Here is a 26,810-nt window from a genome sequence, read left to right as displayed (position 1 = left end):
GCTGGCTCGAATGTCAGCATCATCCCTTCGCCCGTCGCCGGGTGTTTCACCCGCTTCGGGCACACAGCGACGTGGGCGAGGGTCGCGGCGATTTGGGGCTGGAGGCGCGTGTGTCCTTGTGCTCGGTGTGCTGCTCATTGCTGTGGTGCTGCTCGGACGCGTTCATGGTGTCGTCGGTACGGCGATAGCCGTCGTCTTGCCATGGCTGGGATGTGTTGCGGCTATTCTGGTCCTCTTTGCGTTCACCCTCCGTCGGCGCTGGTGGCTGGTTGTCGCCCCTGTACTGGTGTGGGTCATTACCGTGTCTCCCGCTGTTACCTGGATTCCTGCGGCCATGGGGGAAATTGACGCGAAGACAGACTTGGTGGTTGCGAGCCAGAATGTTGAAGCGGATTCTGGTACCGCTGATGCGTCGGCGAACGCGCTTGCTGCTCGAGGAGCTGATGTCATCGCGCTCACTGAACTTGATGCCGATTCGCGTCGTCTCGCAGAGGAGACGCTTGAGGAATCACACCCGTACTCATACCTAGTCGGCACCGTCGGCCTGTGGAGTACGGTTCCCATCGTTGACGCCCGACCGCTCGAGCTTGGACTCGGGTGGCAGCGCGCGCTCAACGCAGAGATAGCGACTGATACAGGCAACGTGAGCGTGTACGTCGTGCATGCTGCCTCGTTCAGACCTGGCGAGCAGGCCGATCGAGATGCGATGCTTGCGGCACTTGGCGATGAGATTGCTGCGGATCCCGCAGAGCAGGTTATCGCCCTCGGTGACTTTAATGCTGCGACGACTGACCCAGCGCTTTCTGCTGTACGCACGCTTCTCAGTGAAGCGAAACAGAAAGCGCCGGGCATATCGTTCACTTGGCCAGCTGCGTTCCCAGTCGTGCGCATTGACCACATTTTCCAGCGCGGTTTCGATTCACGTGGTGGGGAAGCGTTCCGCGCGGGAGACAGCGATCATTTCGCTGTCATTGCGGCACTCGCTCCCGTTGACAGCACCGGGCTTAACAGAACTGTCACTAGTTGAAGCATCGGTGACATCTGCCACACAATTTGCCTCTTCACGCACACACGCGAGTACGGCACCGATACACAGCAGCGTTGAAATGAGGGACGTACCTCCCGCTGACACGAAGGGCAACGGCACACCCAGCACCGGTGCATACCCAAGCACCACAGCGATATTCACCATCATCTGCACCGAGATCCACACGACAGCACCGCCGGTGAGGATCCGCGCAAATGAGGTCGTGAACCGGTTGATAAGTGCGATACAGACCACCGCGAGTACCAGGTACAAACACAGCACCGCGAGTGTGCCGACGAGACCGAGCTCTTCACCAATAATTGCGAAAATGAAGTCGGTCTCAGCCTCGGGTAGCCACTGCCACTTCGCTTTCGAATTTCCGAATCCAACGCCAAACACGCCACCAGCAGACAGCGCCCAGAATCCATTGAGCGACTGCCAGCACATGTCCATTGCGTGTTCGACATCGGTGAGACAATCCACCTCGAAGAAATGCGTGAGCCGGTAGACGCGATTCGGTTTGATGAGGGTCATGACCGCGACTCCTGCGACAGCAATCGCTGCAACACCGGCAAGAATTCGAAGTCGAATCTGCGCAAAGTACAAGCAGCCGAAAATCAATGCACCAAGAATCATCAGTGTGCCAAGGTCACCGCCAAGCACATTGATAAACATCGAGAGAGCGACAACAGGGACGACCGGGATCCACACGTGCTGCCAGCGCCTGAGGAGTGGCTCCTTAGCCGTCAGTATGGTCGCGACCCAGATCAGAAGAACAAACTTCATGAACTCCGCAGGTTGTGCAGAGAACGGCCCAATCTGGAGCCAGTTTCGGTTTCCGCCAGCTTCGTACCCGAGCGGCGTGTAGACGAGAATCTGAAAGAGGAAGCCAAGCGCAAGGAGCGCCCATGATGCACGACGCATGAAACGTGTCGAGACCTGGCTCATGAGCACCATGCCGAGCAGCCCAACCAGGGCATAGCTGCCCTGGCGGAGCGCACCAGCCCAAGGATTCAGGCCGTTGGCGACGGCAACGACCTGACCCGCCGATTGCACCATGGCGACTCCGAGCGCAACAAGAATGCCAACGACGGTGACGAGGATGATAGCGAGCGTGCGGAGCGGCCCCGCCTGCGCAGGAACGAGTAAGAACCGCGCAGACGAGGAACCGGGCAACAGGATCCGCCGCTGTTGCGTGTGCGTCATCGGAACGAGACTTAGTTCACACAGGGAATAGCGCCAGCGCGGATCGGTGCATCCCAGCTGTCATACACGGGGAGACCGGTCTCATTGAGTTGCGGGGTTGAATCGCTTGCTGCGGGAGCCTCACTTGATTCGTCGACGTCGTCGTCGTCGGTGTACTCATCGTCGGCGTATGCATCTTCGACATCCTCGACCGCGTCGCTGGCAGCGCTTGCCTCGTAGCCGCCATCGAAGTAGGTGCCTGCGAAGATGGCAGCGACGATTCGCTGGATCTCATCTTGGTCGACGGTATTCACGTACGAACCATCGATGATGTCAAAGTCGAGGATCGGGAGCGTGACAAACTCAACACCGGTCTTTGACACCTCCCTGGCCATTTTGACAAAGCTGAGCACGTCGAAGCCCGTATCGAGTGCGACGTGGGTCGTTGTCGCGTCCATGAGCGAGGCGATCGTCTTCGGGCTGGTCAGGGTGCTCTTCGTGTTGAGCTTGTCGACGAGTGAAATCATGAATGCCTGTTGGCGGCGCGAGCGATCAAGATCTGTGAGGAACGGACCATCCTCGCTCGTATCTCGACGTTGGCGGACGAAGCTCATCGACTGCTCCGCGTCGATCTCCTGGACACCAGCGGCGAAATCTGCGCCTGAGTAGGTGTCGACGGTGGCCTGATTGAGGCATACGGTCAGCGGCTGTACAGCTTGGGCAACGTGGTAGAAGCCGCCCATCGTCATCTCGACGAAGTGGTCGATGCGTACGTCACCGAGGAAGTGCGAGACCGTTTCAATCTGTGTCTGACGGCCGGCAGCGCGTGCCTCCTGGTAGATCTCAGCATCTGAGAGCTCGGTATCAGAGTCGTAGAGGTCGTTCATTCGCTCTTGCAGCGCAAGGCCGTACGCCTCTTTGATTTTTGACTGCTCTACGCCAAGCGGCGCACCAACAATTTCGACGTAGTCATCACGAGGAATGGAGATGCCAACCGCCTTGGAACGGTCCTCTGGAACGTGTAAGAGCATGAGCACGTTGGCGTTGTACCCGCCATCGGTCTCGTCACCTGCGCGGATTGCGTCGTAGATCTCGGCCGGCAGCGGGTCACCGTTCTGATCACGACGCGTATCCATACCCATGATGAGGATGTTCTGCTCGCCAGAATCGTCGAGCACATCGTCGACGAGGGGGAGCGAAAAGTCCGAACGGTTGATGTTGTCGTTAAAGTTCTTGTACGCAAGGGCGATGCCTGCGCCCGTGAGTACCAGGGCACCGGTCAGGACGCTGGCAATAGTGATCGTGATCTTGCGACGACGACTGCGGGGTGGCCTTCGTGCAGTCGAAACTGAGGTGCTGTCAAGGGCGTACATGGGGTCGGTAGGACGCTGAGCGTGCATGAGAATCCGTTCGATGCTGCGGCAATGCCGCGCGACAGGGGAAGTGTCGTGTGAGCAGCGAGCGCACGCGTGTGTTCCACGCGCAAGGGGCTGCTCAAGCAGCGATCAACGGAGGAGTTGTCGGAACGTCACCGACGGGTTGTGCAGGAATGAGTACGCGGCCAAGTCGGACGCGCTCACCAGGGGTGAGCCGCGGCAAGCGGACTTCGGGCGTCATCCATTGCATCGGCGCGGCATCATGCGTATGTGCCTGCGCACTCACCGCGGTTGCAGCCACGGCGGTGTCTGCTTGCGGTGCGATGAATCCAAGGTCTTCTTCAGACAGACCGGAGAATACCTTGCCAGTGAGGTCAAGTGCATCGGCTTCGTCATCGGGTACGCCCGTGAAGCTCAATGCTGACTTCTCGAGGGACTCTTTCTCTGTGCGTGATTCGTCAAAACGCAAAGTTTCAGAGGTTGCGCCTGGAGTGGGTACGGGGGCCACACTCTCAAGGATGTCAATGACCCAGAACGTCGGGGTAAACAGGAAGAACGCAAGCAGCACCGTGATGAGTTTGCGTGGTGCTCGTTTCATCAAGTGTCTGCTCCTTCCTAGAATCTCTCAACGATTGGCAGTGAGTTCACGATGCTACCAGGGCAAGCTCCGCGAACGTTCAGAATCACTGCAAAAACGCAGCGGGTGGGGCGGATCAATGTGATCTGCCCCACCCGCTGTCAGTGTGCTTAGTGCTCCATTGAGCTGTGGTCCATGTCCATCTCATCGTGGCTCATGGTGCCGTCTTCATCGCGGTAGTTCTCCTTGGCGCCGGAGTAATCCTTCACCATGGCGTTGAAGGTGTGCTCCGAGCCGTCTGAGAAGACAAGCGTGAACTCGACGTCTTCGCCAGCTGGGACGGCCTGCTTGAGATCCATGAGCATGATGTGGTTTGCGCCGGGTGCGAGCTCAAACTTGCCTTTTGCGGGGATCTTGTACCCGTCTTTCACTTCCTGCATAACGTTGTTTCCCGAGCCGTCAGCGACGGTCTCGTGAAGCTCGACGTCATCAGAGAGCGGTGACTTAGCGGCAACGATCTGGAGTTCCTCACCGGTGGTGTTCTCAATCGTGCCGAATGCGCCGGTCATGCCCTTGTCCGATGCCTTGAGCCAGAAGTCGTGCAGCTTCACGGCGTCAGCCTGAGTCTGAGCCGTTGCCTCCTGCGAGGTGTTTGATCCTGCATCAGAACCGGCAGTGCTGCAACCGGTAAGTGCGAGCAAAGCTGCGCCAATAACGATTGAAGCGCGTGCGGTACGGGTCTGGAACTTGTTCATGTGTTTCGCCTTTCAACCTGCGAATCAATGGCCGCCCGTGGGCAGGCCGAATGCGCCCGACCTGGCGGGCGCGAAGAGAGAATGCTGGAGTTACGAAGCATCAGCGCTGACTTACGCTGTGTGCTCCGTCAGGCGCGGTGGGCCACGGCGATACAGCGATGAGGCACGCAGCTGGTCAAGCGCTGTCCAGTGCGTTGTGACGATGCGAGGTGCGCGGATCGGCGCGGTCAGCGGGACCGGATCCGGCTGCGGGGCAAAGGCAAGCTGCAGCCAGGTGCCAGTGCGAACCGCGAGATCGCGAAGGAAGAGGAGCGTGCGCTCGCCCTGTGCGAGGAAGACGACCGTGGCGATCGCGCCGAGCACGTGTGAAGCCCACATGAGTGTGTCGCCCTGAATGAGGGTGATCGTCGATTCGCTGAGCATTGGTGCGGGGAGCGCAGCGGCAGTCATCATGTGATGGCTGTGCGCTGATCCGCCAGCCAGTCCCGCTTGCTCGGTGCCCAACACAAAGAGGGAGTGGAAGAGCGTCTGACTCGCGATGACCGACACACTCAGTCGAAGTACTGAGAGCTTTCGTCCTGCGAGGAGTACACAGACAAAAAGTGAGAGTGCGAGTGGGGCAATGATGCCGAGCGAACCCGGCATCGCACCACCCGCAGAAACGTGCGATAGCAAGGCCACGAATGTTGCGACGACAGCGGCAGTCGATCCACGCACAACGTGCGGGAGGCGTGACAGCTGCGACATGGTCTTCATTCTCTCAGCCCATTGCTGGGAGTTAGCTAGGCTCGGCGTCGACGAATGAGTGCCGAAATGAGGCGCCAACCCACAAGGAAGACGCACAGCGTCGCAGTCGTGACGAGGACAAACGCGAACGCGGTGCCCGAGCCGGTGACTGCACGAAGAATCATTCCGATAAACACTGTTCCGGTCCAGACTGGGAGACCAACACGAATGACGTCGCCCGGTGCGCGCCATGCGCGAGTGACCAGCCACATGGCAAGCAAGCCGGCGAGGAACGGCCACGCGGTTTCGAGGAGGCCGAGTGCGGTCGCCTCACGAGCGTGGCTGTTACGTCCGAGTGCTGCGAAGATGAGCACGAGCACGACGTCGAGAAGCGCAGCCGTTACGACAGTACGAGGAGCAGGTGCGACCTGCTTGACGTCTTGGTTCACGCCTGCTGACCGTCCTGCGATGCAGCGGCATCCTGCGCCTGCTTTGCCCGGGTAACGACGTCAAGCACTGCCGCGTGTACCTTGCCGTTGGTTGCGAGCGAGCTGCCATTCCAAGCCGAGTCTGCGCCGGTGATATCGGTGAAGGTGCCGCCAGCTTCACGCACGATCGGCACGAGAGCTGAAAGGTCGTAGGGCTTCACGTCGAACTCCGCCACAACGTCAACGAGGCCCTCTGCAAGCATCATGTATGACCACATGTCGCCATATGCACGGTCACGCCATACTGCGCGTGTGAGTGTGATGAGCGGATTGAGGTAGCCAGCAAGATCCCACTGTTCGATGCTTTGGAAGCTCAGTGACGCGTTCTCGATACCCTCGACTCCAGAGACCTTCAGACGACGCGGATCTTCGCCCCGTCGCCAACCCCAGGCGCCACCGCCAGTCTCTGCCCACCAACGTTGGCCGAATGCTGGCGCTGAGACGACACCAACGGTGGGTACACCATCGACTTCAAGCGAAATAAGCGTTGCCCAGTTGGGGACACCACGAAGGAAGTTTGAGGTGCCATCGATGGGATCAATGACCCAGCGGCGTGAGCCCTTTTCGGTACGGCCCGACTCTTCACCAAAGAAACTGTCGTCTGGGCGATCCGCTTCAATGCGAGTGCGGATCGCGTCCTCGACGGCCTTGTCAGCATCGGTCACAAACGTGCGATCCGGCTTCGTCTCAATGGTGAGGTCAGCGGACTGGAAACGTTCGTGTGAGATGGCATCGGCCAGATCAGCCAATTCGAGAGCGAAAACGAGGTCATCCGAGTACGCGTTCATGATCGAAGCCTATCGTTGTTGATCTTGGTAGGGCGCTGAAGTATGAGAGAACAAGCGGTGACTAGCCGAAGATGTCGCCGAGGAGCTCGAAGGGGTTCTGCTTCTTGCGCTGTTTCGTGTACCCGCGATCGTCGTAGTGCCGGTCGCGTGACTGCTGGTACTGCTGAGGCTGCTGGTACTGCTGGGGCGGTTGTTGCTGCTGCACAGGTGGTGCGGCGGGCGAAGCCGCAGCGGCGGGCAGGGCGCTCGCTGCTTCTACCTGCGCAATGATCTTGTCGAGTTCACCGCGGTCGAGCCAGACGCCGCGGCACTCGGGGCAGTAGTCAATCTCAACGTTGCGGCGCTCGGTCATTACGAGCGTTGAACCATCTGTAGGGCACTTCATGCTCATAGCGTGTCATGTCTTGATGAGGTGCAGCCACGAAAACAAGGGCTTCTCGGAGGATTCAAAGTTTGGCGAAAGTGACAGGAGCTGTTGCAGCAGGGAGCGGGGCCGCCGCAGAAACAAAAAGGGCGAGATCGTGAAGATCTCGCCCTACTTTGTACGCCCCCGGGGAATCGAACCCCGAACCCTCTGATTAAGAGTCAGATGCTCTAACCAATTGAGCTAGAGGCGCACGTTGTTGTTTGAACAACAGGGAATACTCTAACACGGACTCTGAAGGAGGCGCAAAATCGTCCTGATTTACCGAAGTGTCGCGCGTGAATTCAACGATTGTCGTTGCTGTGAACGGCTGAGCGTAATGACCTTTAGCTGCAAGCGCACGGGGGAAGGCGGGGGCGTCGCGTGAAGATACAAGAAAGGCTCGAGATCAATGGTCTCGAGCCTGAATTGTACGCCCCCGGGGAATCGAACCCCGAACCCTCTGATTAAGAGTCAGATGCTCTAACCAATTGAGCTAGAGGCGCTCGCTGCCGTGCTTGGCAACGAGGAATACATTAACACGGCACTTGGAACGGGCACAAAATCAGTTCCCTGGCCCGAGCGTGTCGTTCAGAGTGAACCCACGATCCGCGCCAATCATGTTGAGCGGTTTACGCCCCGAACTCCTCAAAGTCAGCGTCCTTGTCTTGCATTGCGACGCTGGCAATTGCGAGTGCGAGACCCGCGGCCCAGACGCCCCAGACCAATGCGATGCGCCAGTCCTTTCGCATGCTCTGCGTGCGACGTACCGTGGTGAATGCGCCGGCCGCTGCGCCGATCACTCCGGGGTTGGTGACGTACTTGCCGATCGAAGCCATCGAAGTTCCTCCGCTGCTGAAGTGAGTTGCCCTGGTGGTGATCCCTGGTGTGACAGGGGCCTCGGCCACGCATGGGTGGGTGAGAACACACTACCGCGCCGTCGTGGGGTACGCTTGGTTTGGTTCACGCGAACATTGCGTACGCGTGAAAAGACTTCATGGAGCCGCTGGCTCCAGTGCGTAATTAGTTCCTTATGGAGGGCAGTCATGGCAAAGAACGAGCAGCTGTTTGAAGAGAGCTCGCAGGGTGCAACCAGCGCGATCACCGTTATCGGCTTCGTGATTTCGTGCGTGTTCGTGTTCGGTGGCTTCTACCTCTTTGGTGCGGGCTTTAATGCTGAGCTTCCGCAGATGACGCAGCTTGCGATCTTCTCAGGTGGCCTCCTCGCGCAGCTTGTTGGCTGGGGTATTCCCTTCGTCGTTCTCCCCGCGATCGGTAAGTAACGCACGAACGCAGCGCATGACAGCAACACCGGAATTCAGCCGGTTGTCGTAAAAGGAGCGGATCGGGGCTTTCCGATTCGCTCCTTTGTCTGTTCTGCAGGATTTCCGTCATGAACGCGCGCCGGCATGTGGGGTGCCTCTATGCTGGGAACATGGCAATGGGGTGCAATCACTCGCGCACGCGCGGCGACACGCGAACGTGTTCGCGTGCGGGCGTGAATGCACTAGCATTGACGGATGGACAGGCCTCGGTTGGCACAACCGAACCGATGCTTGAACATTTGGAATCAGAAGCGCTGAGCACAGTTTCGCGCTTTGTGATCGGCGATAGCGACCTGAATCGGGTCGGTATCGCACCGTATACGCTCGACGTGCTGGTAGATCCCGCAGAGCTTGTAGCCCGACAAGACAGTTGGGCTCGCTTCCTTCTCGCTACGGCGTCCCTGCGCCCGCATCATGCGCGACTTCCGTCCGCCTCAGCGCTTTGCTCAGGCCATTGGCAATCCCAAGACAGAAGCGTCCGGCACGGTCATGGTGGCAGCCTTCGCTGGCGCCGACGCACCTCAAGCCCCGCAGTGCGCGCCTAACGCGACACAGATCAATCCACTACTCACGAAAGACACGTAATGTCATTGGAATCGAGTGAAGAACTCAAGCACGGCCAGCGCGGCGAGCGCATGACCGGTGCTCAGGCAGTTGTACGCAGCCTGGAGTGTCTCGGAGTCAGCGATGTGTTCGGCCTTCCCGGCGGCGCAGTTCTGCCTTTGTATGACACGCTCATGGACGGCAACTCACTTCGTCACATTCTCGTTCGCCACGAGCAGGGCGCAGGCCACGCTGCCGAAGGCTATGCGGCAGCGACCAATAAGGTCGGCGTGTGTATCGCGACTTCAGGCCCCGGTGCAACCAACCTGGTGACGGCAATTGCAGATGCCTACATGGACTCTGTCCCACTGCTGGCAATCACTGGTCAGGTGTTCTCCCACCTCATGGGAACTGACGCATTCCAGGAAGCCGACATTGTCGGCATCACCATGCCAATCACGAAGCATTCGATCCTTGTCAAGAAGCCTGAGGATGTCCCTGGCGCAATCGCCGCGGCGCATCACCTGGCGACGACTGGCCGTCCCGGTCCAGTACTTGTCGACATCACCAAAGATGCGCAGGAGGGCGAACTCGACTTCGTCTGGGATCCGCGTGTAGACCTTCTCGGCTACCGTCCGATCACGAAGGCAAACAGCAAGCAGGTTCAGGCAGCTGCTGACCTCATTGCTGCTGCAGAACGACCAGTGTTCTACGTCGGTGGTGGCGTGAACCGTGCTGGCGCATCTGAAGAGCTCTTGCAGCTTGCAGAGCTCGTTGGTGCGCCGGTCGTTACGACTCTTATGGCGCGTGGCGTGTTCCCTGACTCGCACCAGCAGCACCTCGGCATGCCTGGCATGCACGGCACGGTTCCTGCAGTGCTTGCGTTGCAAGAGTCAGATCTGCTCATCACTCTCGGCGCTCGATTCGATGACCGTGTGACCGGCAAGGCTGCACTCTTCGCTCCCGACGCAAAGGTGATCCACGCAGATATCGACCCGGCAGAGATCGGTAAGATCCGTGCTGCTGATGTCCCGATTGTTGGCGACGCTGCCGAGGTGATTGCAGATCTTATTGCCGCGGTATCGACTGCAAAGCTGACCCGTGAATTCGCGGATCAGACTGCGTGGTGGGAGCGCCTGAATATGCTCCGCGAGCGTTTCCCGCTCGGCTACCAGCCGACGAGTGACGGCCTGCTTTCGCCGCAGCACATTATCCAGCGCATCGGTGAACTCACCGGTCCTGAAGGTATCTACGCCGCCGGCGTCGGTCAGCACCAGATGTGGGCTGCACAGTTCATCAAGTACGAGCGCCCAGGCGCTTGGTTGAACTCTGGTGGTGCTGGCACCATGGGCTACTCGGTACCCGCAGCAATGGGCGCAAAGGTGGCAGAGCCGGAACGCCATGTGTGGGCCATTGACGGCGACGGTTGCTTCCAGATGACCAACCAAGAACTCGCGACGTGTGTGGTGAATAACATCCCCATCAAGGTTGCGGTCATTAACAACTCTTCGCTTGGCATGGTGCGCCAGTGGCAGACGCTGATCTACGACGGCCGCTACTCGAACACCGAACTCAACACCGGTCACGGATCGGTTCGCGTGCCGGATTTTGTGAAGCTCGGTGAAGCGTACGGCTGCCTTGCGATCCGCGTCGAACGTGAAGAAGAGATTGATGCGGCGATCAAGCTTGCGCTTGAAACGAATGATCGTCCCGTTGTCATCGACTTCGTGGTGAGCGCTGACGCGATGGTGTGGCCAATGGTCCGCCAGGGGACGTCGAACAGCGATATTCAGTATGCACTTGAACACAGCCCGGAATGGGAAGGAGAGTAAGCCATGGCACGTCACGTTTTGAGTCTGCTCGTCGAAGATAAGCCCGGCCTGCTCACCCGCGTCGCTGGTCTCTTCGCCCGCCGCGGTTTCAACATTGAGTCGCTTGCAGTTGGCCCGACTGAGGTGGAGGGGTTGTCCCGCATCACCGTCGTCGTTGACGAAGACGAGGTGCTCCTCGAGCAGGTCACGAAGCAGCTCAACAAGCTTGTCAACGTCATTAAGATCGTTGAACTCGAAGAGTCGAACTCTGTGCAGCGCGAGCATGTGCTCGTGAAGGTGCGTGCTGATAACCAGACGCGCTCGCACGTGCTCGAGTCTGTGTCACTCTTCCGCGCACGCGTTGTTGACGTTGTGCCCGAAGCGTTGACGATCGAGGTTACTGGCGACAGTGGCAAGATTGAAGCCTTCCTCCGTGTCCTCGAGCCGTTCGGTATCAAGGAAATCGCGCAGTCTGGCCTCATCGCGATGGGCCGTGGCTCAAAGTCGATCACCGAACGCGTGTTCAAAAGCTAATTTTTCACATTCCATACGAATATAAGGAGGCCACTCGTGGCTGAAATGTACTACGACAAAGACGCAGACCTCTCGATCATCCAGGGCAAGAAGGTAGCCGTTGTTGGCTACGGCTCGCAGGGTCACGCACACGCGATGAACCTTCGCGACTCGGGCGTTGAGGTCGTCATTGCACTCAAGGCTGGCTCGAAGTCGATCGCCAAGGCTGAAGAGGCTGGCTTCAAGGTGCTCTCGGTTGACGAGGCTTCGGAGTGGGCAGACCTCATCATGATCCTTGCGCCGGATCAGCACCAGCGCTCGATCTACAACGATCAGGTCAAGCAGCACCTCACTGCTGGCAAGACGCTTGCATTCGCACACGGCTTCAACATCCGTTTCGGCTACATTGAGGCTCCCGAGGGCGTTGACGTTATCCTCGTCGCTCCCAAGGCTCCCGGCCACACCGTGCGCCGCGAGTACGAAGCTGGCCGTGGCATCCCCGACATCATTGCAGTCGAGGTTGACGCATCGGGCACCGCTTGGGAGACCGCGAAGTCGTACGCTAAGGCAATCGGTGGCACCCGCGCAGGCGTCATCAAGACCACCTTCACTGAAGAGACTGAGACCGATCTCTTCGGCGAGCAGGCTGTTCTTTGCGGCGGCGCTTCGCAGCTCGTCCAGTACGGCTTTGAAACCCTCACCGAGGCTGGCTACCAGCCCGAGATCGCATACTTCGAGGTTCTGCACGAGCTCAAGCTCATCGTTGACCTCATGTGGGAGGGCGGCATCGCTAAGCAGCGTTGGTCGGTTTCGGACACCGCTGAGTACGGCGACTACGTTTCGGGCCCCCGCGTGATCGATCCTTCGGTCAAGGAAAACATGAAGGCTGTCCTCGCTGACATCCAGTCGGGCGCATTCGCAACCCGCTTCATCAACGACCAGGATGCAGGCGCGCCTGAGTTCCTGTCGCTCCGTGCGAAGGGCGAGCAGCACCCCATCGAGACCACCGGTCGCGAGCTCCGCAAGCTCTTCTCGTGGAAGACCACCGATGAGGACTACGTCGACGGCTCGGTTGCACGCTAAGCACGTGTACTGAACTCGTTCAGATTGAGCGGTGCCCCAGAACTTCGGTTCTGGGGCACCGCTGTTTTGTGCGTGTGCGTGTGCGCTGGCGTCGAAACGCTACCCGTCAACGCGTGCCTGGGCGCGCTTCGTCTTGGCCGTGGCGACCGCGGTCCATGGATCCTCGGGCCAGGGATGCCTGGGGTACTTCCCACGCATCTCCTTGCGGACATCTTGGTAGGGTCCATTCCAGAATGACCCGAGGTCGTCGGTGACGGCGAGCGGACGTCGTGCGGGCGACAAGAGATGAAACAGGATGGGTACCCTGCCGTCGACGAGGCGGGGTGTTTCCGCGTATCCGAAGAGCTCCTGCAGCTTCACTGCGACGACTGGTGACTGATTGCTTGCGTCTGGGAGTGCGTAGTTGATTCGCACGTGTGATCCTGAAGGCACCGCCAAACGCTCTGGCGCGAGCTCGTCGAAGCGTGCAGCTTCTGGCCAGGGGAGGAGCCGTCGAAGCGCGGCCTGGAGTGAGATCTTGTCGAGCTTCGTTGAGGGTTGTGCTCCTGCGAGATCTGCACCGAGCCATAGGTCTAGCTGTGTGAGCAAAGCGTCGTCGTCGACCGCTGGCCAAGGTGCACCAAACACACGGTGCATAAGCGCAAGTCTGCCGCGTAGCTGGAGTGCTTCATCGGTCCAGTGAAGAACTTGGAGCCCCTCTTCTTGAACATGATGTGTCAGCGCGAGGGCGGTATCCTCTGCCCGTGGAGCGACAGGCTGTGAAGCGAAGGTGATGGCGCCGAGCTGGCGTTCCTCTCGCACCTGTACCCGACCATCGACGATGCGTGCGGAGCGGTTCGCGGCGATCAACCCCGCACCTATCTCGAGCGCTGCCGCGGATGAGATCGCCGCGGCGAGCCGAATGACTGCACCCGTGCCATCTGCAACTTTGCCTTCTGCCCGCTGCACATCGCGCACTGCAATCCACTCAGAAGACAGCAGCGGACTGCCCTCGGGCAACGCAGCACGAGTCCCAGAAGCGAAGAGATAGGTGCGATAATTGACGCCTGTGCGTCGCGCAAGCCACTCTGGCCGGGAGAGCGCGAGTATCTCACCAGGGTCTGTTCTCACTGTTGCAGGTGCGTTGCTCGTGGCAGGATCACGATGGTGCCGACGTGTGTCTGTTGATATGTCACGCTCTTGTCGCGCAATTTGCGCAAGACGCTGAGTCTCACGTTTCCACCGTTGTGCACCTGGTGCGCGCCCTGAGCGGAGGTCTGTGAGGAGCTTCGCGAGATCCGCAGAAGACTCACGATGGTCGTCCGAGATCGCCGCAACGACCTCGGCCGTCAGATGCAGATCGTCGGTTGTTGACGCGCCAACGAGCAGCGCCCGAGCTTCGCGAACACCAACGGGCAGCTGTGCAACTCGAGTGCCCGTGGGCGTCGGCCTGCCATCGGCATCGACAAGCTCAAGCGCGTTGAGGAGTTGCTCTGCCTCGGCCATGGTTGCTGACGGCGGCGTCGTTGGCAAGGCGAGTCCACGCCCGCCAGGAGTGCCCCAGACGGCGAGGAGCAGCGCCGCATCGAGAAGATCAGCTGACGCGATCTCCGGGGCGGCCGCGGCAGGCATCCGTGCGAATTCCGCCTCGCTGTACACGCGGACTGCGTGGCCGGGGCCAAGACGTGCTGCGCGGCCAGCACGCTGCTCTGCGCTTGCACGCGAGGCACTCACGGTGACGAGACCGCTCATACTGCGTGCACGGTCGCGCCTCACCTCGCGAGATAATCCCGAATCGACAACAAGGTGCACCCCGGGAACCGTGAGTGAGCTCTCGGCGAGAGAGGTACTGACGACGATCCGAGGCGGATCGCCTGCGGCCCGACCACGCACGGCAAGGTCCTGATCCGCCGCTGACAGACGTCCGTGCAACGGGAGGACGCGTACCGGGTGCGAATCACTCGCGTGCGACGAGAGACGCGCATCGATGAGCCGCACAACTTCGTCCACCTCGCGCGCACCAGGCACAAAGACGAGTGCGTCACAACCGTGTGTGCGTTGCTCAGAAACCGCGACCTGTGCGATGTGTTCGAGGTAGCCTCGGGTGACACCGCGGTCATCCAGACGACCGCTCGCGAAAGGGGCATAGCTGTGGGTGAGCGGGTGTAACACCGAAGGAATTTCGACCGTGGGCGCGGATCCCAAAAGCTCCGCAAATTGCCCGGCGTCGAGCGTGGCAGACATCGCGACCACCATGAGGTCATCGCGGAGTGCACGAGCCTCTGCGACGAGCGCAAAGAGGAGGTCGCCGTCGAGGGAGCGCTCATGTACCTCATCGAGAATGACGGCGCCGACGCCTGTCAGTTCTGGATCAGCGATGAGCTTGCGTAACAGCACGCCTGGAGTGAGAACTTCGATTGTGGTGGCATCGCTCACGCGACGCTCGCCTCGCACTGTAAATCCGACGGAGCCGCCAACTGATCCGCCATCGAGCGTGGCAATGCGATGTGCTACTGCGCGTACGGCGACCCTGCGGGGTTGGGACAGGAGCACGGTGCCGCCGTTGTGATCGGCAAGCATGTTCGCGATCAGGGGTGGGATAAATGTGGTCTTGCCTGTGCCTGGTGGAGCGGTGATGACCGCGGCACCAGTGGCGGCCGCGGATGTGATCGCGGAGCCTGCCTCAGCAACCACGAGGCCAGCGCCAATGCGCGCAAGGTCGAAACGGTGAGTAGCCACGGAGTTCATCTTAGAGTTCTGGGGTGGTGCGTTCGAGTCCGGGCCATGACGCTGCCCCGATCGACGCTGACACAGGTGAGGGCGGTGAGGTCATAGACCCCACCGCCCTCACCTGAACGTCGAATTAGCCGATGCGGCTCGTGAGGTAGTCCTCAGAGGCCTGTTCACCGGCAGTCTTCGCTGCCTCAACCTTGTCAGCGCTGAACCCGCATGCAAAGACCGCCTGGGAATCCCAGTCATATGAGAGACCGATGGCAAGGTTTGCGTCGTATGCCTCTTCAACGGTTCCTGAGGTGATCTCGCCCCCGAAGATCTCCTGGTCTTCGAGGAGAGCGTCTGCGCACACGGTGGTACCGGGGATGCCCTCTGGGAGCCAGTACACCTTATTCGCGCCGGTCAGCTCAGTCACGATTGCGATGTCTTTTGCCATCATCGCCTCAGCGTAGAGCCCATCGCTCTCGTAGTATTCGCTCGAGCTGGAACCCGATTCCGACTCCATGAGGTAGTCGTCGTAGCTGTAGCCCGAAAGCCCGGCAGAGCCAGCAGCGAGCATTCCGAGACCGAAGAACATGCCGAGCGCGAGCAGGATTCCCCAAATGAAAACACCAAAGTAGCCCGTCACGAGACCAGCGATAGCCAAGCCGCGTCCACGCATGATGCGCTTCTTGATCTGGACGAGAGCGATGTGGCCGAGAACGACCGCAACAACCGAGAGGAAGCCGAAGGTGAACAGTCCCAAGATTCCCAGAACGAGCGAGATGATCGCGAGTACGTTCATCGGGCGCGGAACCTGGGGCTGACCATACTGCGCGACGTACGGCTGGCCAGGCTGGCTGGGTCCGCCTGGAGCTGCAGGGTAGGCAGGAGCCGCAGGGTAGCTAGGTGCGGCGGGGTAGCTAGGAGCCGCAGGGGGCGCAGCATAGCCAGGTGCGGGCGGTGCCGCAGCATAGCCAGGTGCGGGCGGTGCCGCAGCGTAGCCGGGAGTCTGCGTTCCCGCGGGGTATACGGGTGGCGCAGGAGAAACTGGTGCTGCCTGAGGGGTCTCTCCTGAGACAGACGCTGTTGGGGCCTGGGGTGCATTCGGCTCCTGAGGCGCCGCAGCTGCCTCGGTTGGCTGCGCACCCTCGGGCTGTGCTTCGTTCTCGTTGGTCATGCTGTGCCTCCAGCGATCAGATATTGAATTCAAGTGTGTGGGGTTCACCCAAGGTGAAATCGGCGGGATCAATGAACACGATCCGCGCTCTGGCGCAATGATGGGCGGACATGGAAAGCTCCAGCCCGCCCACCTTGCGATGCAATGCGTTAGCGATTCAGATCATAAAACTCTGTCGAGGCCTTGTCGCCTGCCTCCTCGGCGAGTTCGATCTCTTCCTTGGTGTAGCCGCAGTCTGCAAGGGCAGAGTACTGCCATTTGAAGTCCAGTGTGGCGTAGTTGTCATCGCTGTACGCTTCGCGGACGGTGCCGCTCACGATGTTCTTGCCAAAGGTCGATGCATCACGGACGAGAAAATCAGCTTCGGCGCATACCGCCGAAGTGCCGAGACTATTTTCTACCCAAAAAACCTCGTCTTTTCCTGTCAGCGTGGTCACGATTGCGGTCTCTTCTGCGATCAGCCACTCATCGTAGAAGTCATCGCTCTCCTGGAATTCCGAGTAATCAGAATAGTCGTCTGAGTAGCCGTAGTCAGAGCCTGACCCGTAACTTGATACACCCGCGCCAAAGAGCGTGAGGGCCGTTATCCCAAGGAACAGCCAGCCCACAACGAAGAGCGCGAGAATCGCGCTTCCGATGTAGCCCGTAATCAGACCAGCGACGGCCAGTCCGCGTCCCTTTGCCGCGGTCTTCTTGATCTGGTTGAGCGCCATGTGACCCGTGATCACGGCACCAACCGAGAGGATCCCCACCGTGAAGAACCCGACAATGCCGAGCACGAGCGACACGACGGACAAGGAGTTTGTCTGGGGTGCGTTGCCAGGATGTAGCGGGGGATACACCGGCTGCGGGTACGACGGCGGGGTGAATGCCGCAGCTGGAGGCTGTGTCGGCGGAGCAGGTACACCCGTAGACGGGACATACGCCGGGGCGTCCTGAGGCGGAGCCTCATACTGCCGGGGCGCAGGGGGAGCAGGGGTGGCGTGATCGCCAGCCGAGTTCGGGTCTACACTCCCAAGATGCTCGGTGTTTTCGTTCGTCATACAGTGCCTCCAACTGCTGATTGGTTACTCCGAGGATATTCCAATAGAGGGGGCAATGTCGCGGCCACAAGCCAGCCAACGCGGTTCGCTCCGGGGTGTGACTGAGTGATTTCGTGCGGATGCGGAGGGCAAAGTGGGAAAAGATCCGCCCTCCCCGCCGGGCGAGCGTGACTAACCTGCCGTGATGTTTGCCTCGATGTATGCGTCAACTGCGTCTTCACCGGCATCGGTTGCGTGGTCGATCTGATCGGCTGTGTACCCGCACTCCGTGATGGCAACCTCTTGCCAATTCGTGCTGAGGCCAAAGCTGCCGGTATCGCGGAATGAGTCGAGCACGGTGCCCGAGACAATCGAACCACCGACGTTGTTTACGTCTGAGGCAAGCGACGAAGCTGTCTGGCAAACGGCCGCCCCAGACACCCCTCCTGGCACCCAGAAGACCTCATCGTGACCGGTGAGGTCCGTCACGATTGCCGTTTCCCCTGTAACAGCGATTTCCGTGGTGAATTCACGAACGAAATCTTCGGTCGTGGCCTGAGTATCACGATCACCGATTTCGATATGGGAGCCAGAGCTCCCGGCCATCGCGAGAAAACCGATGCCAAGGATAATGCCGAGGAACACCAGCACTGCCCACAGGGCGACTCCGATATAACCAGTCACCAGGCCACCGATTGCAAGGCCTCGACCGCGGTCGAATCGCTTCTTGATCTGGTTCAGCGCGATATGGCCAAGAACGACTGCAACGACTGACAAGATCCCGAAGGTGAAGAGTCCGACAATGCCAAGCACAAGGGAGACGATTGCGAGGACGTTCACCGGAGCTTGTTGTGGCTGAGGAAGTGGCATCCCCAATTGCGGTGACTGAACAGGAGGCTGTGCGGTTCCTGTTGGGGTGGGCTGTTCAACTCCGTTTGGCTGGATGCCGTCTGGCTGCTCGTTCGTCATGCGCTGTCTCCGTTGGCCGTAGGTGCTTCAATGGTAATTCAAAGTCTTTGGGAATGGGAGAGGGACTTCCTTGGGTGGGGTTTGTTGAAGCGCTAGGTCATGACGAAACCCTCAGAGAACCTCAGCGAGAGATGGCTACACTGAATCCCGTGAAGAAGAACACAGGGGACGAGAGCGAAGCTCGTTCGATCCGCGCAGGCTGGACCGTTGAAGCAACAGCAAATGCTCAGCCAGCGACTGGTGCGGCTGAAACGGTACAAGGCAGCGCAAGCGCATTAAGCACGCGTGCTCCTGAGGTCGAGTCGCAGGGTGTTGCTGACACTGCTGTTGAACTCACTGACGAAGCCAGCGAGGGGGCAGCCCCCATTGCGGACACTGCCACAGCAGACCCCAACGAAGGTCCAAAGCAGATGAGCAGCATTATGCTCGTCGTTCTCGGCCTCGTCGGCGGAATTTACATTTTTTATGCCTGGGTAACACTCACCTGGGTGCAGGCTTACTCAAAGGCAATTGAAGCAACCGTCGCTGGAAGCGGTGCCATCGGCGCATTCCTGCAGCAGACCATGTATTGGTTGGCGCCGCTCGGGGCGATCATGTGGTTCATCACTGCCCTCATGCTGTACCGCAAGCAGCCGATCAAGCTCATCATCGCCCTCGTGCTCGGTCTGATCGTTCTCGTTCCAGTGCCCTTCCTCTTCTCGATCGGAGTCGCTCTCTAATGGCGAAGCGCATTATTGGTTGGGCGTACGCAGCTGTGCTGCTCGTCTTCTTTGTTTCAACGACGGTATTCGCCGTCGCGAACCTTGTCGGTGTGACCAGCGTTCGTGGTGACTCACTCTCCGGGCTTGCCTGGGCACTCCTGATTCTGAACGTAGCTGCACCAGTGATTGCACTGCTCGCGGCGTTGCTCCTTGGGCGCAAGCGGGGCGGCGGATCGAAGCTGCTGCTCCTCACTGCGGCACTCTGCGCCGTGGCTGTCGTTCAGCTTGATGTGTTCCACCTGCTCTTCCCAATCGAACAGATCGGGTATTTGTTTCAGTAATAGTGGAGAGTTCTCGTGATCGCGAGCGGACCTTCGCAGGGGAAACGGTTATAGACTGGAACGGTTCGCGCGACTCGCGTGACAATTTCTGACCGCCACCCTGAGAAGGAACCGCTCGTGTCAAAGCCGGTCGTGCTGATCGCCGAAAAACTCTCGCCCGCTACTATCGCCGCGCTCGGCCCCGACTTCGACGTGGTTCACGTCGACGGAACCGACCGTGACGCACTTCGCAAGGAGCTCGCGACTGCGAGCGCTGTGCTTGTGCGCTCGGCAACTCAGATCGATGCCGAAGCTCTTGCCTGGGCTCCCGAACTCAAGGTCGTCGCCCGCGCGGGCGTTGGCCTGGACAACGTTGACATCAAGGCTGCAACGCAGGCCGGTGTCATGGTAGTGAATGCTCCTACCTCCAACATCATCAGCGCTGCTGAGCTGACCGTTGCTCATATCCTGGGCCTCGCTCGCAACCTGCAGCGCGCACACGCTTCGCTCTCGGCAGGTGAGTGGAAGCGCTCGTCCTTCTCGGGTACAGAGCTGTACGAAAAGACCATCGGAATCGTCGGCCTTGGCCGCATCGGTGCTCTCGTCGCAGAGCGTCTCCGTGGCTTTGGCGTTGAACTCATCGCGTTTGATCCCTACGTGACGGCAGCGCGTGCACAGCAGCTTGGCGTACAGCTCGTTTCGCTTGAGGAGCTTGTTGAGCGCGTCGACTTCCTCACGATCCACATGCCCCGCACCCCAGAAACGCTTGGCATGATCGGCGCGGACCAGCTCAAGGCGATGAAGAAGACCGCTTACGTTGTGAACGTTGCGCGTGGTGGCCTCATCGATGAGGCTGCACTCGCTGCTGCTTTGAACGATGGTGAGATTGCTGGCGCGGCTCTCGATGTCTTCATGCAGGAGCCCCCGGCAGATAACTCCTTCACCGGTCTTCCCACGGTCAATGTCACCCCACACCTTGGCGCTTCGACCGCTGAAGCTCAGGAGAAGGCTGGCGTTGCAGTTGCGAAGTCGGTTCGACTTGCACTTTCTGGCGACCTGGTTCCCGACGCAGTTAACGTGGCGGGTGGCGTCATTGACGAGTACGTTCGTCCCGGCCTGCCACTCACCGAGAAGCTCGGCCAGATCTTCGCTGGTCTCGCTGCGGGACCGCTCGCTTCGGTCGACATCGAGGTGCACGGCGAGCTTGCCGAGCACCGTGTTGAGGCACTTCGCCTCGCTGCGCTCAAGGGCATCTTCTCGAAGATCGTCAGCGAGCCTGTCTCGTACGTGAACGCGCCGCTCCTCGCTGAACAGCGTGACGTCGAGGTGCGTTTCTCGACCGACACCGTTGCAGAGAGCTTCCGCAACATCATCACCCTCCGTGGTGCGCTGACCGACGGCACTCAGATTTCGGTCTCGGGCACGCTCACCGGTCCGAAGCAGGTTGAGAAGATCGTTGAGATCAACGGCTACGATCTTGAGCTTCCGATCTCAGAGCACCTCATTGTCTTCAGCTACACCGATCGCCCAGGCATCGTTGCAGCGTACGGTGGGCTTCTCGGCGATGCTGGCGTGAATATTGCTGGCCTGCAGATCGCCCGCGACGAGAAGAAGGGCACCGCGCTTTCGGTGCTCTCTGTTGACACCGCAATTGAGGCTGACCTGCTCGAGCAGCTCAGCGCGAACATTGGTGCGGATCGCCTGCACGCGATCGACATCGACGCATAAGAGGCGTTCGCTAGCCGTGAGGCCGCTGGACTGGTCCGGGCTGAGGGTTTCCTCAGCCCGGACCAGTTGTTTGTGGGCGCGTTTTCAGTGCTTGGGCGCTTCCAAACGCTTGCGCGCTTCCAAACGCTTGCGCATGGGGAACAACGCTGAGAATGGGGCTTTCTCTCGAAACACTGCGCTATTGGCGGCAGAAACGTAGGTTTTCGCAGGCAAGGGTTCATTTCGAAGAAGTGGCGACCCAGGCGTGAGTAGCGAAGAAGCATTTTGTTACTGCTGAAATGCCGGCATCGAGCATGCGAAGGGGGCCCGATCCGCGCCCCAAAACGCCAGGGTGTAGAACACGAAACCCAACGAGCCAATCTTCTGTCGCAACTGATAACCTGGCAGCGTGGGCATTTGCCCACACCAACGAAGTGCGAACGAGCCTGACCTACGTTCTGGTCTTCGGTGGTGGATTCCTTGCTGAGTGCACGCGGTGGCATTCGCGGTGGGCTGATTTCGTCAGCGTCGCACAGCAAGTGGTCTTCTACTGAACATCAGTCCGTGGTCGCCCGTGCAGCAGCCTGACCTTGTCAGGAGTAGTTGCGTGGCGTTCGCCTGGAGTAAAGGAGTACCCGTGGAGGGTCCTGAAATTAAGTTTGCGGAGGCCGTGCTCGACAACGGTCGTTTCGGCAAGCGCACCATCCGTTTTGAAGCTGGCCGTCTCGCGCAGCAGGCACAGGGCGCCGTAGCTGCGTACCTCGATGAGGAGACCATGCTCCTCTCGGCTACCAGCGCATCGAAGCAGCCGAAGGATCACTTCGACTTCTTCCCACTGACCGTTGATGTTGAAGAGCGCTCGTACGCTGCTGGCAAGATTCCCGGCTCGTTCTTCCGTCGCGAGGGTCGTCCCTCGACCGAGGCTATCCTCGTCTGCCGCCTCATCGACCGCCCCTTGCGCCCGTCGTTCGTCGACGGTCTCCGCAACGAAGTACAGATCGTTGTGACGGTGCTTTCGATTGCACCAGGTGAGTACTACGATGCACTCGCGATCAACGCTGCATCGATGTCGACCCAGATCTCGGGTCTTCCGTTCTCGGGTCCCATCGCAGGCGTACGCCTCGCGCTTATCCCCGGCTTCGGTTCGGACGCAGACCAGTGGGTTGCATTCCCGAACGATGAGCAGGTCAAGGAAGCAGTCTTTGACCTCATGGTTGCTGGCCGCGTGGTAACCAAGGCCGACGGAACTGAAGACGTCGCAATCATGATGGTTGAGGCTGAGGCTACCGAGGGCTCTTGGGACCTCATCAAGGCTGGCGCTGTCAAGCCTGACGAGGCCGTTGTAGCTGCTGGTCTCGAGGCGGCAAAGCCCTTCCTGACCCAGCTGGTGAAGGCTCAGGAAGCACTTGCGGCACAGTCGGCGAAGGAAATCGCTGAGTACCCCGTCTTCCTGCCTTACACGGACGAGACCTACGCTGCAGTTGCCGAGCTCGCTGAGGCTGAGCTGTCGTCGATCTACCAGATCGCTGACAAGGTCGAGCGCCAGGACGCAGACGATGCACTCAAGGCACGCGTCAAGGAAGCTATCGCTGCGAAGATCGAGGCCGGTGAACTCGATGCTTCGGCAGAGGGTCAGGTCTCGGCTGCGTACAAGTCAGTGACGAAGAAGATCGTTCGCGGTCGTATCCTCAGCGAGGGCGCTCGTATCGATGGTCGCGGTCTCCGCGACATTCGCGCACTCGACGCAGAGGTGCAGGTCATTCCTCGTGTGCACGGTTCCGCAATCTTCCAGCGCGGTGAGACCCAGATCATGGGTGTCTCCACGCTGAACATGCTCAAGATGGAACAGCAGATCGATTCGCTGTCGCCCGCAACGAGCAAGCGTTACATGCACCACTACAACTTCCCGCCATACTCGACCGGTGAGACCGGCCGCGTTGGCAGCCCGAAGCGTCGCGAGATCGGCCACGGCTTCCTTGCAGAGCGTGCACTTGTTCCGGTTCTTCCGAGCCGCGAGCAGTTCCCGTACGCAATCCGTCAGGTCTCCGAGGCGCTCGGCTCGAACGGCTCGACCTCGATGGGTTCGGTCTGTGCATCGACGCTGTCGCTTCTGAACGCAGGCGTTCCGCTGCGCGCACCAGTTGCGGGCATCGCAATGGGCCTCGTTTCTGACCAGGTTGATGGCGAGACGCGCTTCGCTACCCTCACCGACATCCTTGGTGCAGAGGATGCGCTCGGCGATATGGACTTCAAGGTCGCAGGTACGCCTGAGTTCGTCACCGCTCTGCAGCTTGACACCAAGCTCGACGGCATCCCCTCGGATGTTCTCGTTGGTGCACTGGCACAGGCAAAGGAAGCTCGCACCGCGATCCTCTCGGTCATGGAGCAGGCAATCGACACTCCTGATGAGATGGCTCCCACCGCGCCTCGCGTCATCAGCGTGCAGATCCCCGTTGACAAGATCGGTGAGCTCATCGGTCCTAAGGGCAAGACCATCAACGGTATCCAGGACGAGACCGGCGCTGACATCTCGATCGATGACGACGGCACCGTCTACATCGGCGCAGTTGACGGCCCCTCGGCTGAGGCTGCACGCGCACAGGTGAACGCGATCGCAAACCCCCAGAACCCTGAGGTTGGCGAACAGTACCTCGGTACCGTCGTGAAGAACGCAGCATTCGGTGCGTTCGTCTCACTCCTCCCCGGCAAGGATGGCCTGCTGCACATCTCAGAGGTGCGCAAGCTCGTCGGTGGCAAGCGTATCGAGTCTGTCGACGAGGTTCTCTCGGTCGGTCAGAAGATTCTCGTGAAGATCACGAAGGTCGATGATCGCGGCAAGCTCTCGCTCGAGCCTGTTCTCGAAGAGAAGGCAGCAGAGGAAGCGGCTCCCGAAGCTGAGTAATCTCGCCTTTCGACGGTAACGTCACGCATCACGCCCGCGGTCCCAGTAATGGTGATCGCGGGCGTGATGCGTTTGGGGGAGCGGATCGATCCGCGCCCCTGGGCGAGTGTTCAGACCGAAGGGCATAGGCTGGAACAATGCGCGAGCCGATTCAGTTTCCCCTCGACCAGCCAGAACTCACGATTGATCTTGGCGGCGGTGAGATTCGCCGCACGGTACATCCGAGCGGACTCCGGATTCTGACTGAGCGCATGCCAGCGGCCCGTAGCGCATCCATCGGTTTTTGGGTTGGGGTCGGCTCGGCAGACGAGCAAGCGGTCAGCAATGATGCTCCGGGGAGCCTCGGATCCACACACTTCCTCGAGCACCTGCTCTTCAAAGGAACACCGTCGCGTGATGCGTATGAGATTGCAACGAGCTTCGACCGGATCGGCGCTGAACACAATGCGTTGACCGCCAAAGAATACACCTGCTACTACGCAAAGGTTCGCGACGCAGACCTTGAGCACGCAACCGTCGTGCTGACCGATATGGTTGCGAACTCGGTGCTCGACGAGAAAGAGTTCGAGACTGAGCGGGGCGTCATCCTGGAAGAACTCGCGATGGCTGCCGACGATCTGGGCGATGTTGCGAGCGAACGACTCTTTGAAGAGGTTTTGCGTGGGCACGCACTCGGGCGACCGATCGGTGGTAACAACGAAACGATCCGCGACGCAAAGCGTGATGACGTGCTTCGTCACTACAAGGAACAGTATGATCCGTCGACACTGATCGTGACGGCAGCTGGTGCCGTTGATCACGATCGGTTTGTCGACATCGTGCTTCGCGAATTGGGTCTTGCTGACTCTGCGCAATGGGATCTCAACGTTGATCGAACGCCTGTGCGACGTCCTGCGAGCACCCTGGACTGGGCAGGTACCCACGGAGCGCCTGCGTTGGTTGAGCGTACGAGCGAGCAGGTGAATCTCATGCTTGGCACTCCCGCACTGCGCAACGGTGATCCGCGACGATACGCATACGGCATCATGAATTCGGTGCTCGGCGGAGGGATGTCGAGCCGTCTTTTCCAGGAGATCCGCGAGAAGCGAGGCCTCGCATACACGGCGTACTCGTTTGGCGCGAGCTACACCGACGCAGGCCTGTTCGGAATGTATGCGGGCATGGCCCCGTCGAACGCCGTTTCGGTCATGGAGCTTGCCGAGGCTGAGCTCGCAAGAATGGCGGATCAGGGTATTACCGAAGACGAACTTGAACGCACCCTCGGACAGGTCGCCGGTTCTTCAGCGCTCGCGCTCGAAGACTCAGACACGCGCATGAGTCGTTTGGCACGCGCCGAGATGACCTCGGGGGAGTTCTATGACCTCGACATGTCCCTCGAGCGCTACGCGGCCGTGACCAACGACGAAATCAAGTCGATGGCGCAGTCACTCGTCGCACACCCGCTGCAGGTAGTTGCGGTTGGTGCTGTTGAAGGGCTCGGACTGTAAGCGACCTATCGGCGGTCACCGCTACGCTAAGTGCATGGCAATTTCAGTAGCGGTGGCCGGTTCAACCGGTCGGCTTGGTTCTCTCATATGCGACGTCGTTGAGGCGGATCCGCGCTTCGAGCTCGTCGCGCGTTTACGGAGTACCTCTGCGCCCGAGGAAGGCGCTGATGCAGACGTTTTCGTTGATGTGACGACTCCGGATGCGTCGCAAGCCGTCGTTGAGCGCGCGCTTCGCAACGGTCAGAAGGTCGTTGTCGGCACGAGCGGGTGGACACAAGAACGTTTGGCAGGACTTGCCGAGCTGATTTCCGAGCTGCCAGACGCCGGTGCAATTGTGGTTCCGAACTTCTCGCTCGGATCTGTGATGGGGACGGCTCTCGCGCAAATGGCTGCCCCGTTCTTTGACTCGATTGAGATCATTGAATCGCACCACGATAAGAAGGTCGATTCTCCGTCCGGGACTGCGGTGCGGACAGCAGAACTCATGTCAGCAGCTCGTGAGGGTCGACCAGTGAATGCCCCCTATGCAGACCAGCAGGCACGAGGTGAACTCGTGGCGGGTGTGCCAGTGCACAGTCTCCGGATGACGGGTGTCATGGCGAAGCAGGAGGTCCGGCTGGGCGGCGCCGGTGAGGTGCTCACCATTACGCACGACACGCTTTCGGGTGAGTCCTATGCCGCAGGCATTCGTGCTGCACTCGCTGCGGCTCCCTCGACACACGGCCTCACCGTTGGTCTTGATGCGCTGCTTGGCCTAGACGGAGTGGGGAAGTAACGATGAAGCCACGCGTACGAGCCATTTTCGGCGTCATCACGATGAGCGCTCTCCTGGTGTTCTACTTCTTCCTCGCCGGTGTCAGAGCGATCGCCATGCTCGGCTCAGGGGATGCCCTTGCAATCGCGATGGGTCTTGCGCTCATCATCCTGCCGATCATCGGCGTCTGGGCGTTGATTCGGGAGATCGTGTTTGGGTACAGCGCCACGAAGCTTGTCGACCGTCTCGAAGCAGAAGGAAACCTGCCAGACGATCTCTTTGTCGTTCCAGGCGGTACGCGCCCGGATCGTGACGAGGTTGATGCGGTGTTCCCGAAGTATCGTGATGCGGCGGATCAGCACCCTGAAGACTGGCGCAACTGGATGCGTTTGTCGATTGTCTACGACGCTGCGGGTGATCGAAAGCGTGCAAGACAGGCCACAAGACAAGCAATTTCTGTAGAACACAACTAAATCA

24 protein-coding genes, 2 tRNA genes and 1 pseudogene are annotated in these 26,810 nt (G+C 59.8%); 12 read left to right on the top strand and 15 right to left on the bottom strand.

What is annotated here, in order from left to right:
• Positions 1 to 10: 10 nt before the first annotated feature.
• Positions 11 to 1,027, top strand: a complete 1,017-nt coding sequence (locus FW756_RS08945; protein WP_446429815.1) for an endonuclease/exonuclease/phosphatase family protein — start codon at positions 11 to 13, stop codon at positions 1,025 to 1,027.
• Here the strand turns inward: FW756_RS08945 and FW756_RS08940 are convergent.
• From FW756_RS08940 to FW756_RS08890, 11 genes are all read right to left on the bottom strand, one after another.
• The gene (locus FW756_RS08940; protein ID WP_446429814.1) at positions 920 to 2,233 is read right to left on the bottom strand and encodes an FtsW/RodA/SpoVE family cell cycle protein; all 1,314 of its coding nucleotides are present in this window, start codon (positions 2,231 to 2,233) and stop codon (positions 920 to 922) included. The two genes, FW756_RS08945 and FW756_RS08940, sit on opposite strands and share 108 nt — an antisense overlap.
• An 11-nt stretch (positions 2,234 to 2,244) precedes the next feature.
• Positions 2,245 to 3,612, bottom strand: coding sequence for an LCP family protein (locus FW756_RS08935; protein WP_446429813.1), 1,368 nt, complete (start codon positions 3,610 to 3,612; stop codon positions 2,245 to 2,247).
• Between the two features lie 94 nt (positions 3,613 to 3,706).
• Complete coding sequence (locus FW756_RS08930; RefSeq protein ID WP_446429812.1) at positions 3,707 to 4,186, bottom strand: hypothetical protein; 480 nt, start codon at positions 4,184 to 4,186, stop codon at positions 3,707 to 3,709.
• Between the two features lie 149 nt (positions 4,187 to 4,335).
• The gene (locus tag FW756_RS08925) at positions 4,336 to 4,920 is read right to left on the bottom strand and encodes a copper chaperone PCu(A)C (RefSeq protein WP_446429811.1); all 585 of its coding nucleotides are present in this window, start codon (positions 4,918 to 4,920) and stop codon (positions 4,336 to 4,338) included.
• A 111-nt stretch (positions 4,921 to 5,031) separates the two neighbouring features.
• Entirely contained in the window at positions 5,032 to 5,667 is a 636-nt protein-coding gene (locus tag FW756_RS08920; RefSeq protein ID WP_446429810.1) for a hypothetical protein, read from the bottom strand.
• Between the two features lie 35 nt (positions 5,668 to 5,702).
• A complete protein-coding gene (locus tag FW756_RS08915; protein WP_446429809.1) occupies positions 5,703 to 6,095 on the bottom strand; it encodes a DUF3054 domain-containing protein in 393 nt (130 codons plus the stop codon).
• On the bottom strand, positions 6,092 to 6,922 hold the full coding sequence (locus FW756_RS08910) for an inositol monophosphatase family protein (protein ID WP_446429808.1): 831 nt from the start codon (positions 6,920 to 6,922) through the stop codon (positions 6,092 to 6,094). The genes FW756_RS08915 and FW756_RS08910 overlap by 4 nt, the downstream gene beginning before the upstream one ends.
• A gap of 61 nt (positions 6,923 to 6,983) precedes the next feature.
• Complete coding sequence (locus FW756_RS08905) at positions 6,984 to 7,307, bottom strand: TFIIB-type zinc ribbon-containing protein (RefSeq protein ID WP_446429807.1); 324 nt, start codon at positions 7,305 to 7,307, stop codon at positions 6,984 to 6,986.
• A gap of 158 nt (positions 7,308 to 7,465) precedes the next feature.
• Positions 7,466 to 7,539: transfer RNA gene (locus FW756_RS08900), tRNA-Lys, on the bottom strand.
• Between the two features lie 218 nt (positions 7,540 to 7,757).
• A tRNA-Lys gene (locus FW756_RS08895) sits at positions 7,758 to 7,831 on the bottom strand.
• A 126-nt stretch (positions 7,832 to 7,957) separates the two neighbouring features.
• Positions 7,958 to 8,164, bottom strand: a complete 207-nt coding sequence (locus tag FW756_RS08890) for a hypothetical protein (protein WP_446429806.1) — start codon at positions 8,162 to 8,164, stop codon at positions 7,958 to 7,960.
• Between the two features lie 207 nt (positions 8,165 to 8,371).
• Between FW756_RS08890 and FW756_RS08885 the strand changes: the two genes are divergently transcribed.
• The 4 genes and pseudogenes from FW756_RS08885 to ilvC all read left to right on the top strand — a co-directional run bounded on the left by FW756_RS08885 (position 8,372) and on the right by ilvC (position 12,600).
• Complete coding sequence (locus FW756_RS08885) at positions 8,372 to 8,608, top strand: hypothetical protein (RefSeq protein ID WP_446429805.1); 237 nt, start codon at positions 8,372 to 8,374, stop codon at positions 8,606 to 8,608.
• 617 nt (positions 8,609 to 9,225) lie between these two features.
• Positions 9,226 to 11,025 (top strand): annotated as a pseudogene (locus tag FW756_RS08880) (acetolactate synthase large subunit); the annotation flags it as partial.
• A 3-nt stretch (positions 11,026 to 11,028) separates the two neighbouring features.
• A complete protein-coding gene (gene ilvN / locus FW756_RS08875) occupies positions 11,029 to 11,538 on the top strand; it encodes an acetolactate synthase small subunit (protein WP_446429804.1) in 510 nt (169 codons plus the stop codon).
• 45 nt (positions 11,539 to 11,583) lie between these two features.
• The gene (gene ilvC, locus FW756_RS08870; RefSeq protein WP_223160368.1) at positions 11,584 to 12,600 is read left to right on the top strand and encodes a ketol-acid reductoisomerase; all 1,017 of its coding nucleotides are present in this window, start codon (positions 11,584 to 11,586) and stop codon (positions 12,598 to 12,600) included.
• 99 nt (positions 12,601 to 12,699) lie between these two features.
• Here the strand turns inward: ilvC and hrpB are convergent, their stop codons facing one another.
• The 4 genes from hrpB to FW756_RS08850 form a co-directional block, all read right to left on the bottom strand.
• Complete coding sequence (hrpB, locus tag FW756_RS08865) at positions 12,700 to 15,327, bottom strand: ATP-dependent helicase HrpB (RefSeq protein ID WP_446429803.1); 2,628 nt, start codon at positions 15,325 to 15,327, stop codon at positions 12,700 to 12,702.
• A gap of 115 nt (positions 15,328 to 15,442) precedes the next feature.
• The gene (locus FW756_RS08860; protein ID WP_446429802.1) at positions 15,443 to 16,471 is read right to left on the bottom strand and encodes a DUF4190 domain-containing protein; all 1,029 of its coding nucleotides are present in this window, start codon (positions 16,469 to 16,471) and stop codon (positions 15,443 to 15,445) included.
• 149 nt (positions 16,472 to 16,620) lie between these two features.
• Positions 16,621 to 17,514, bottom strand: a complete 894-nt coding sequence (locus FW756_RS08855) for a DUF4190 domain-containing protein (protein WP_446429801.1) — start codon at positions 17,512 to 17,514, stop codon at positions 16,621 to 16,623.
• A gap of 171 nt (positions 17,515 to 17,685) precedes the next feature.
• Complete coding sequence (locus tag FW756_RS08850) at positions 17,686 to 18,462, bottom strand: DUF4190 domain-containing protein (RefSeq protein WP_446429800.1); 777 nt, start codon at positions 18,460 to 18,462, stop codon at positions 17,686 to 17,688.
• 149 nt (positions 18,463 to 18,611) lie between these two features.
• On the opposite strand from FW756_RS08850, the gene FW756_RS08845 reads away from it, so the two are divergent.
• The 7 genes from FW756_RS08845 (at position 18,612) to FW756_RS08815 (ending at position 26,806) form a co-directional block, all read left to right on the top strand.
• On the top strand, positions 18,612 to 19,181 hold the full coding sequence (locus FW756_RS08845; protein ID WP_446429799.1) for a hypothetical protein: 570 nt from the start codon (positions 18,612 to 18,614) through the stop codon (positions 19,179 to 19,181).
• On the top strand, positions 19,181 to 19,504 hold the full coding sequence (locus tag FW756_RS08840) for a hypothetical protein (protein ID WP_446429798.1): 324 nt from the start codon (positions 19,181 to 19,183) through the stop codon (positions 19,502 to 19,504). Before FW756_RS08845 ends, FW756_RS08840 begins: the two co-directional genes overlap by 1 nt.
• Before the next feature lie 117 nt (positions 19,505 to 19,621).
• A complete protein-coding gene (gene serA / locus FW756_RS08835) occupies positions 19,622 to 21,211 on the top strand; it encodes a phosphoglycerate dehydrogenase (protein WP_446429797.1) in 1,590 nt (529 codons plus the stop codon).
• 616 nt (positions 21,212 to 21,827) lie between these two features.
• A complete protein-coding gene (locus FW756_RS08830; RefSeq protein ID WP_446429796.1) occupies positions 21,828 to 24,092 on the top strand; it encodes a polyribonucleotide nucleotidyltransferase in 2,265 nt (754 codons plus the stop codon).
• 137 nt (positions 24,093 to 24,229) lie between these two features.
• The gene (locus tag FW756_RS08825) at positions 24,230 to 25,579 is read left to right on the top strand and encodes a M16 family metallopeptidase (RefSeq protein ID WP_446429795.1); all 1,350 of its coding nucleotides are present in this window, start codon (positions 24,230 to 24,232) and stop codon (positions 25,577 to 25,579) included.
• 34 nt (positions 25,580 to 25,613) lie between these two features.
• Positions 25,614 to 26,354, top strand: a complete 741-nt coding sequence (dapB, locus tag FW756_RS08820) for a 4-hydroxy-tetrahydrodipicolinate reductase (RefSeq protein ID WP_446429794.1) — start codon at positions 25,614 to 25,616, stop codon at positions 26,352 to 26,354.
• A 2-nt stretch (positions 26,355 to 26,356) separates the two neighbouring features.
• Entirely contained in the window at positions 26,357 to 26,806 is a 450-nt protein-coding gene (locus FW756_RS08815; protein WP_446429793.1) for a hypothetical protein, read from the top strand.
• Positions 26,807 to 26,810 lie beyond the last annotated feature (4 nt).

The sequence above is a fragment of the Leucobacter sp. 1207-22 genome (assembly GCF_052850455.1).
Note: the sequence above shows the minus strand (reverse complement) of the source record. Positions and strands in the feature narration are given on the sequence as shown.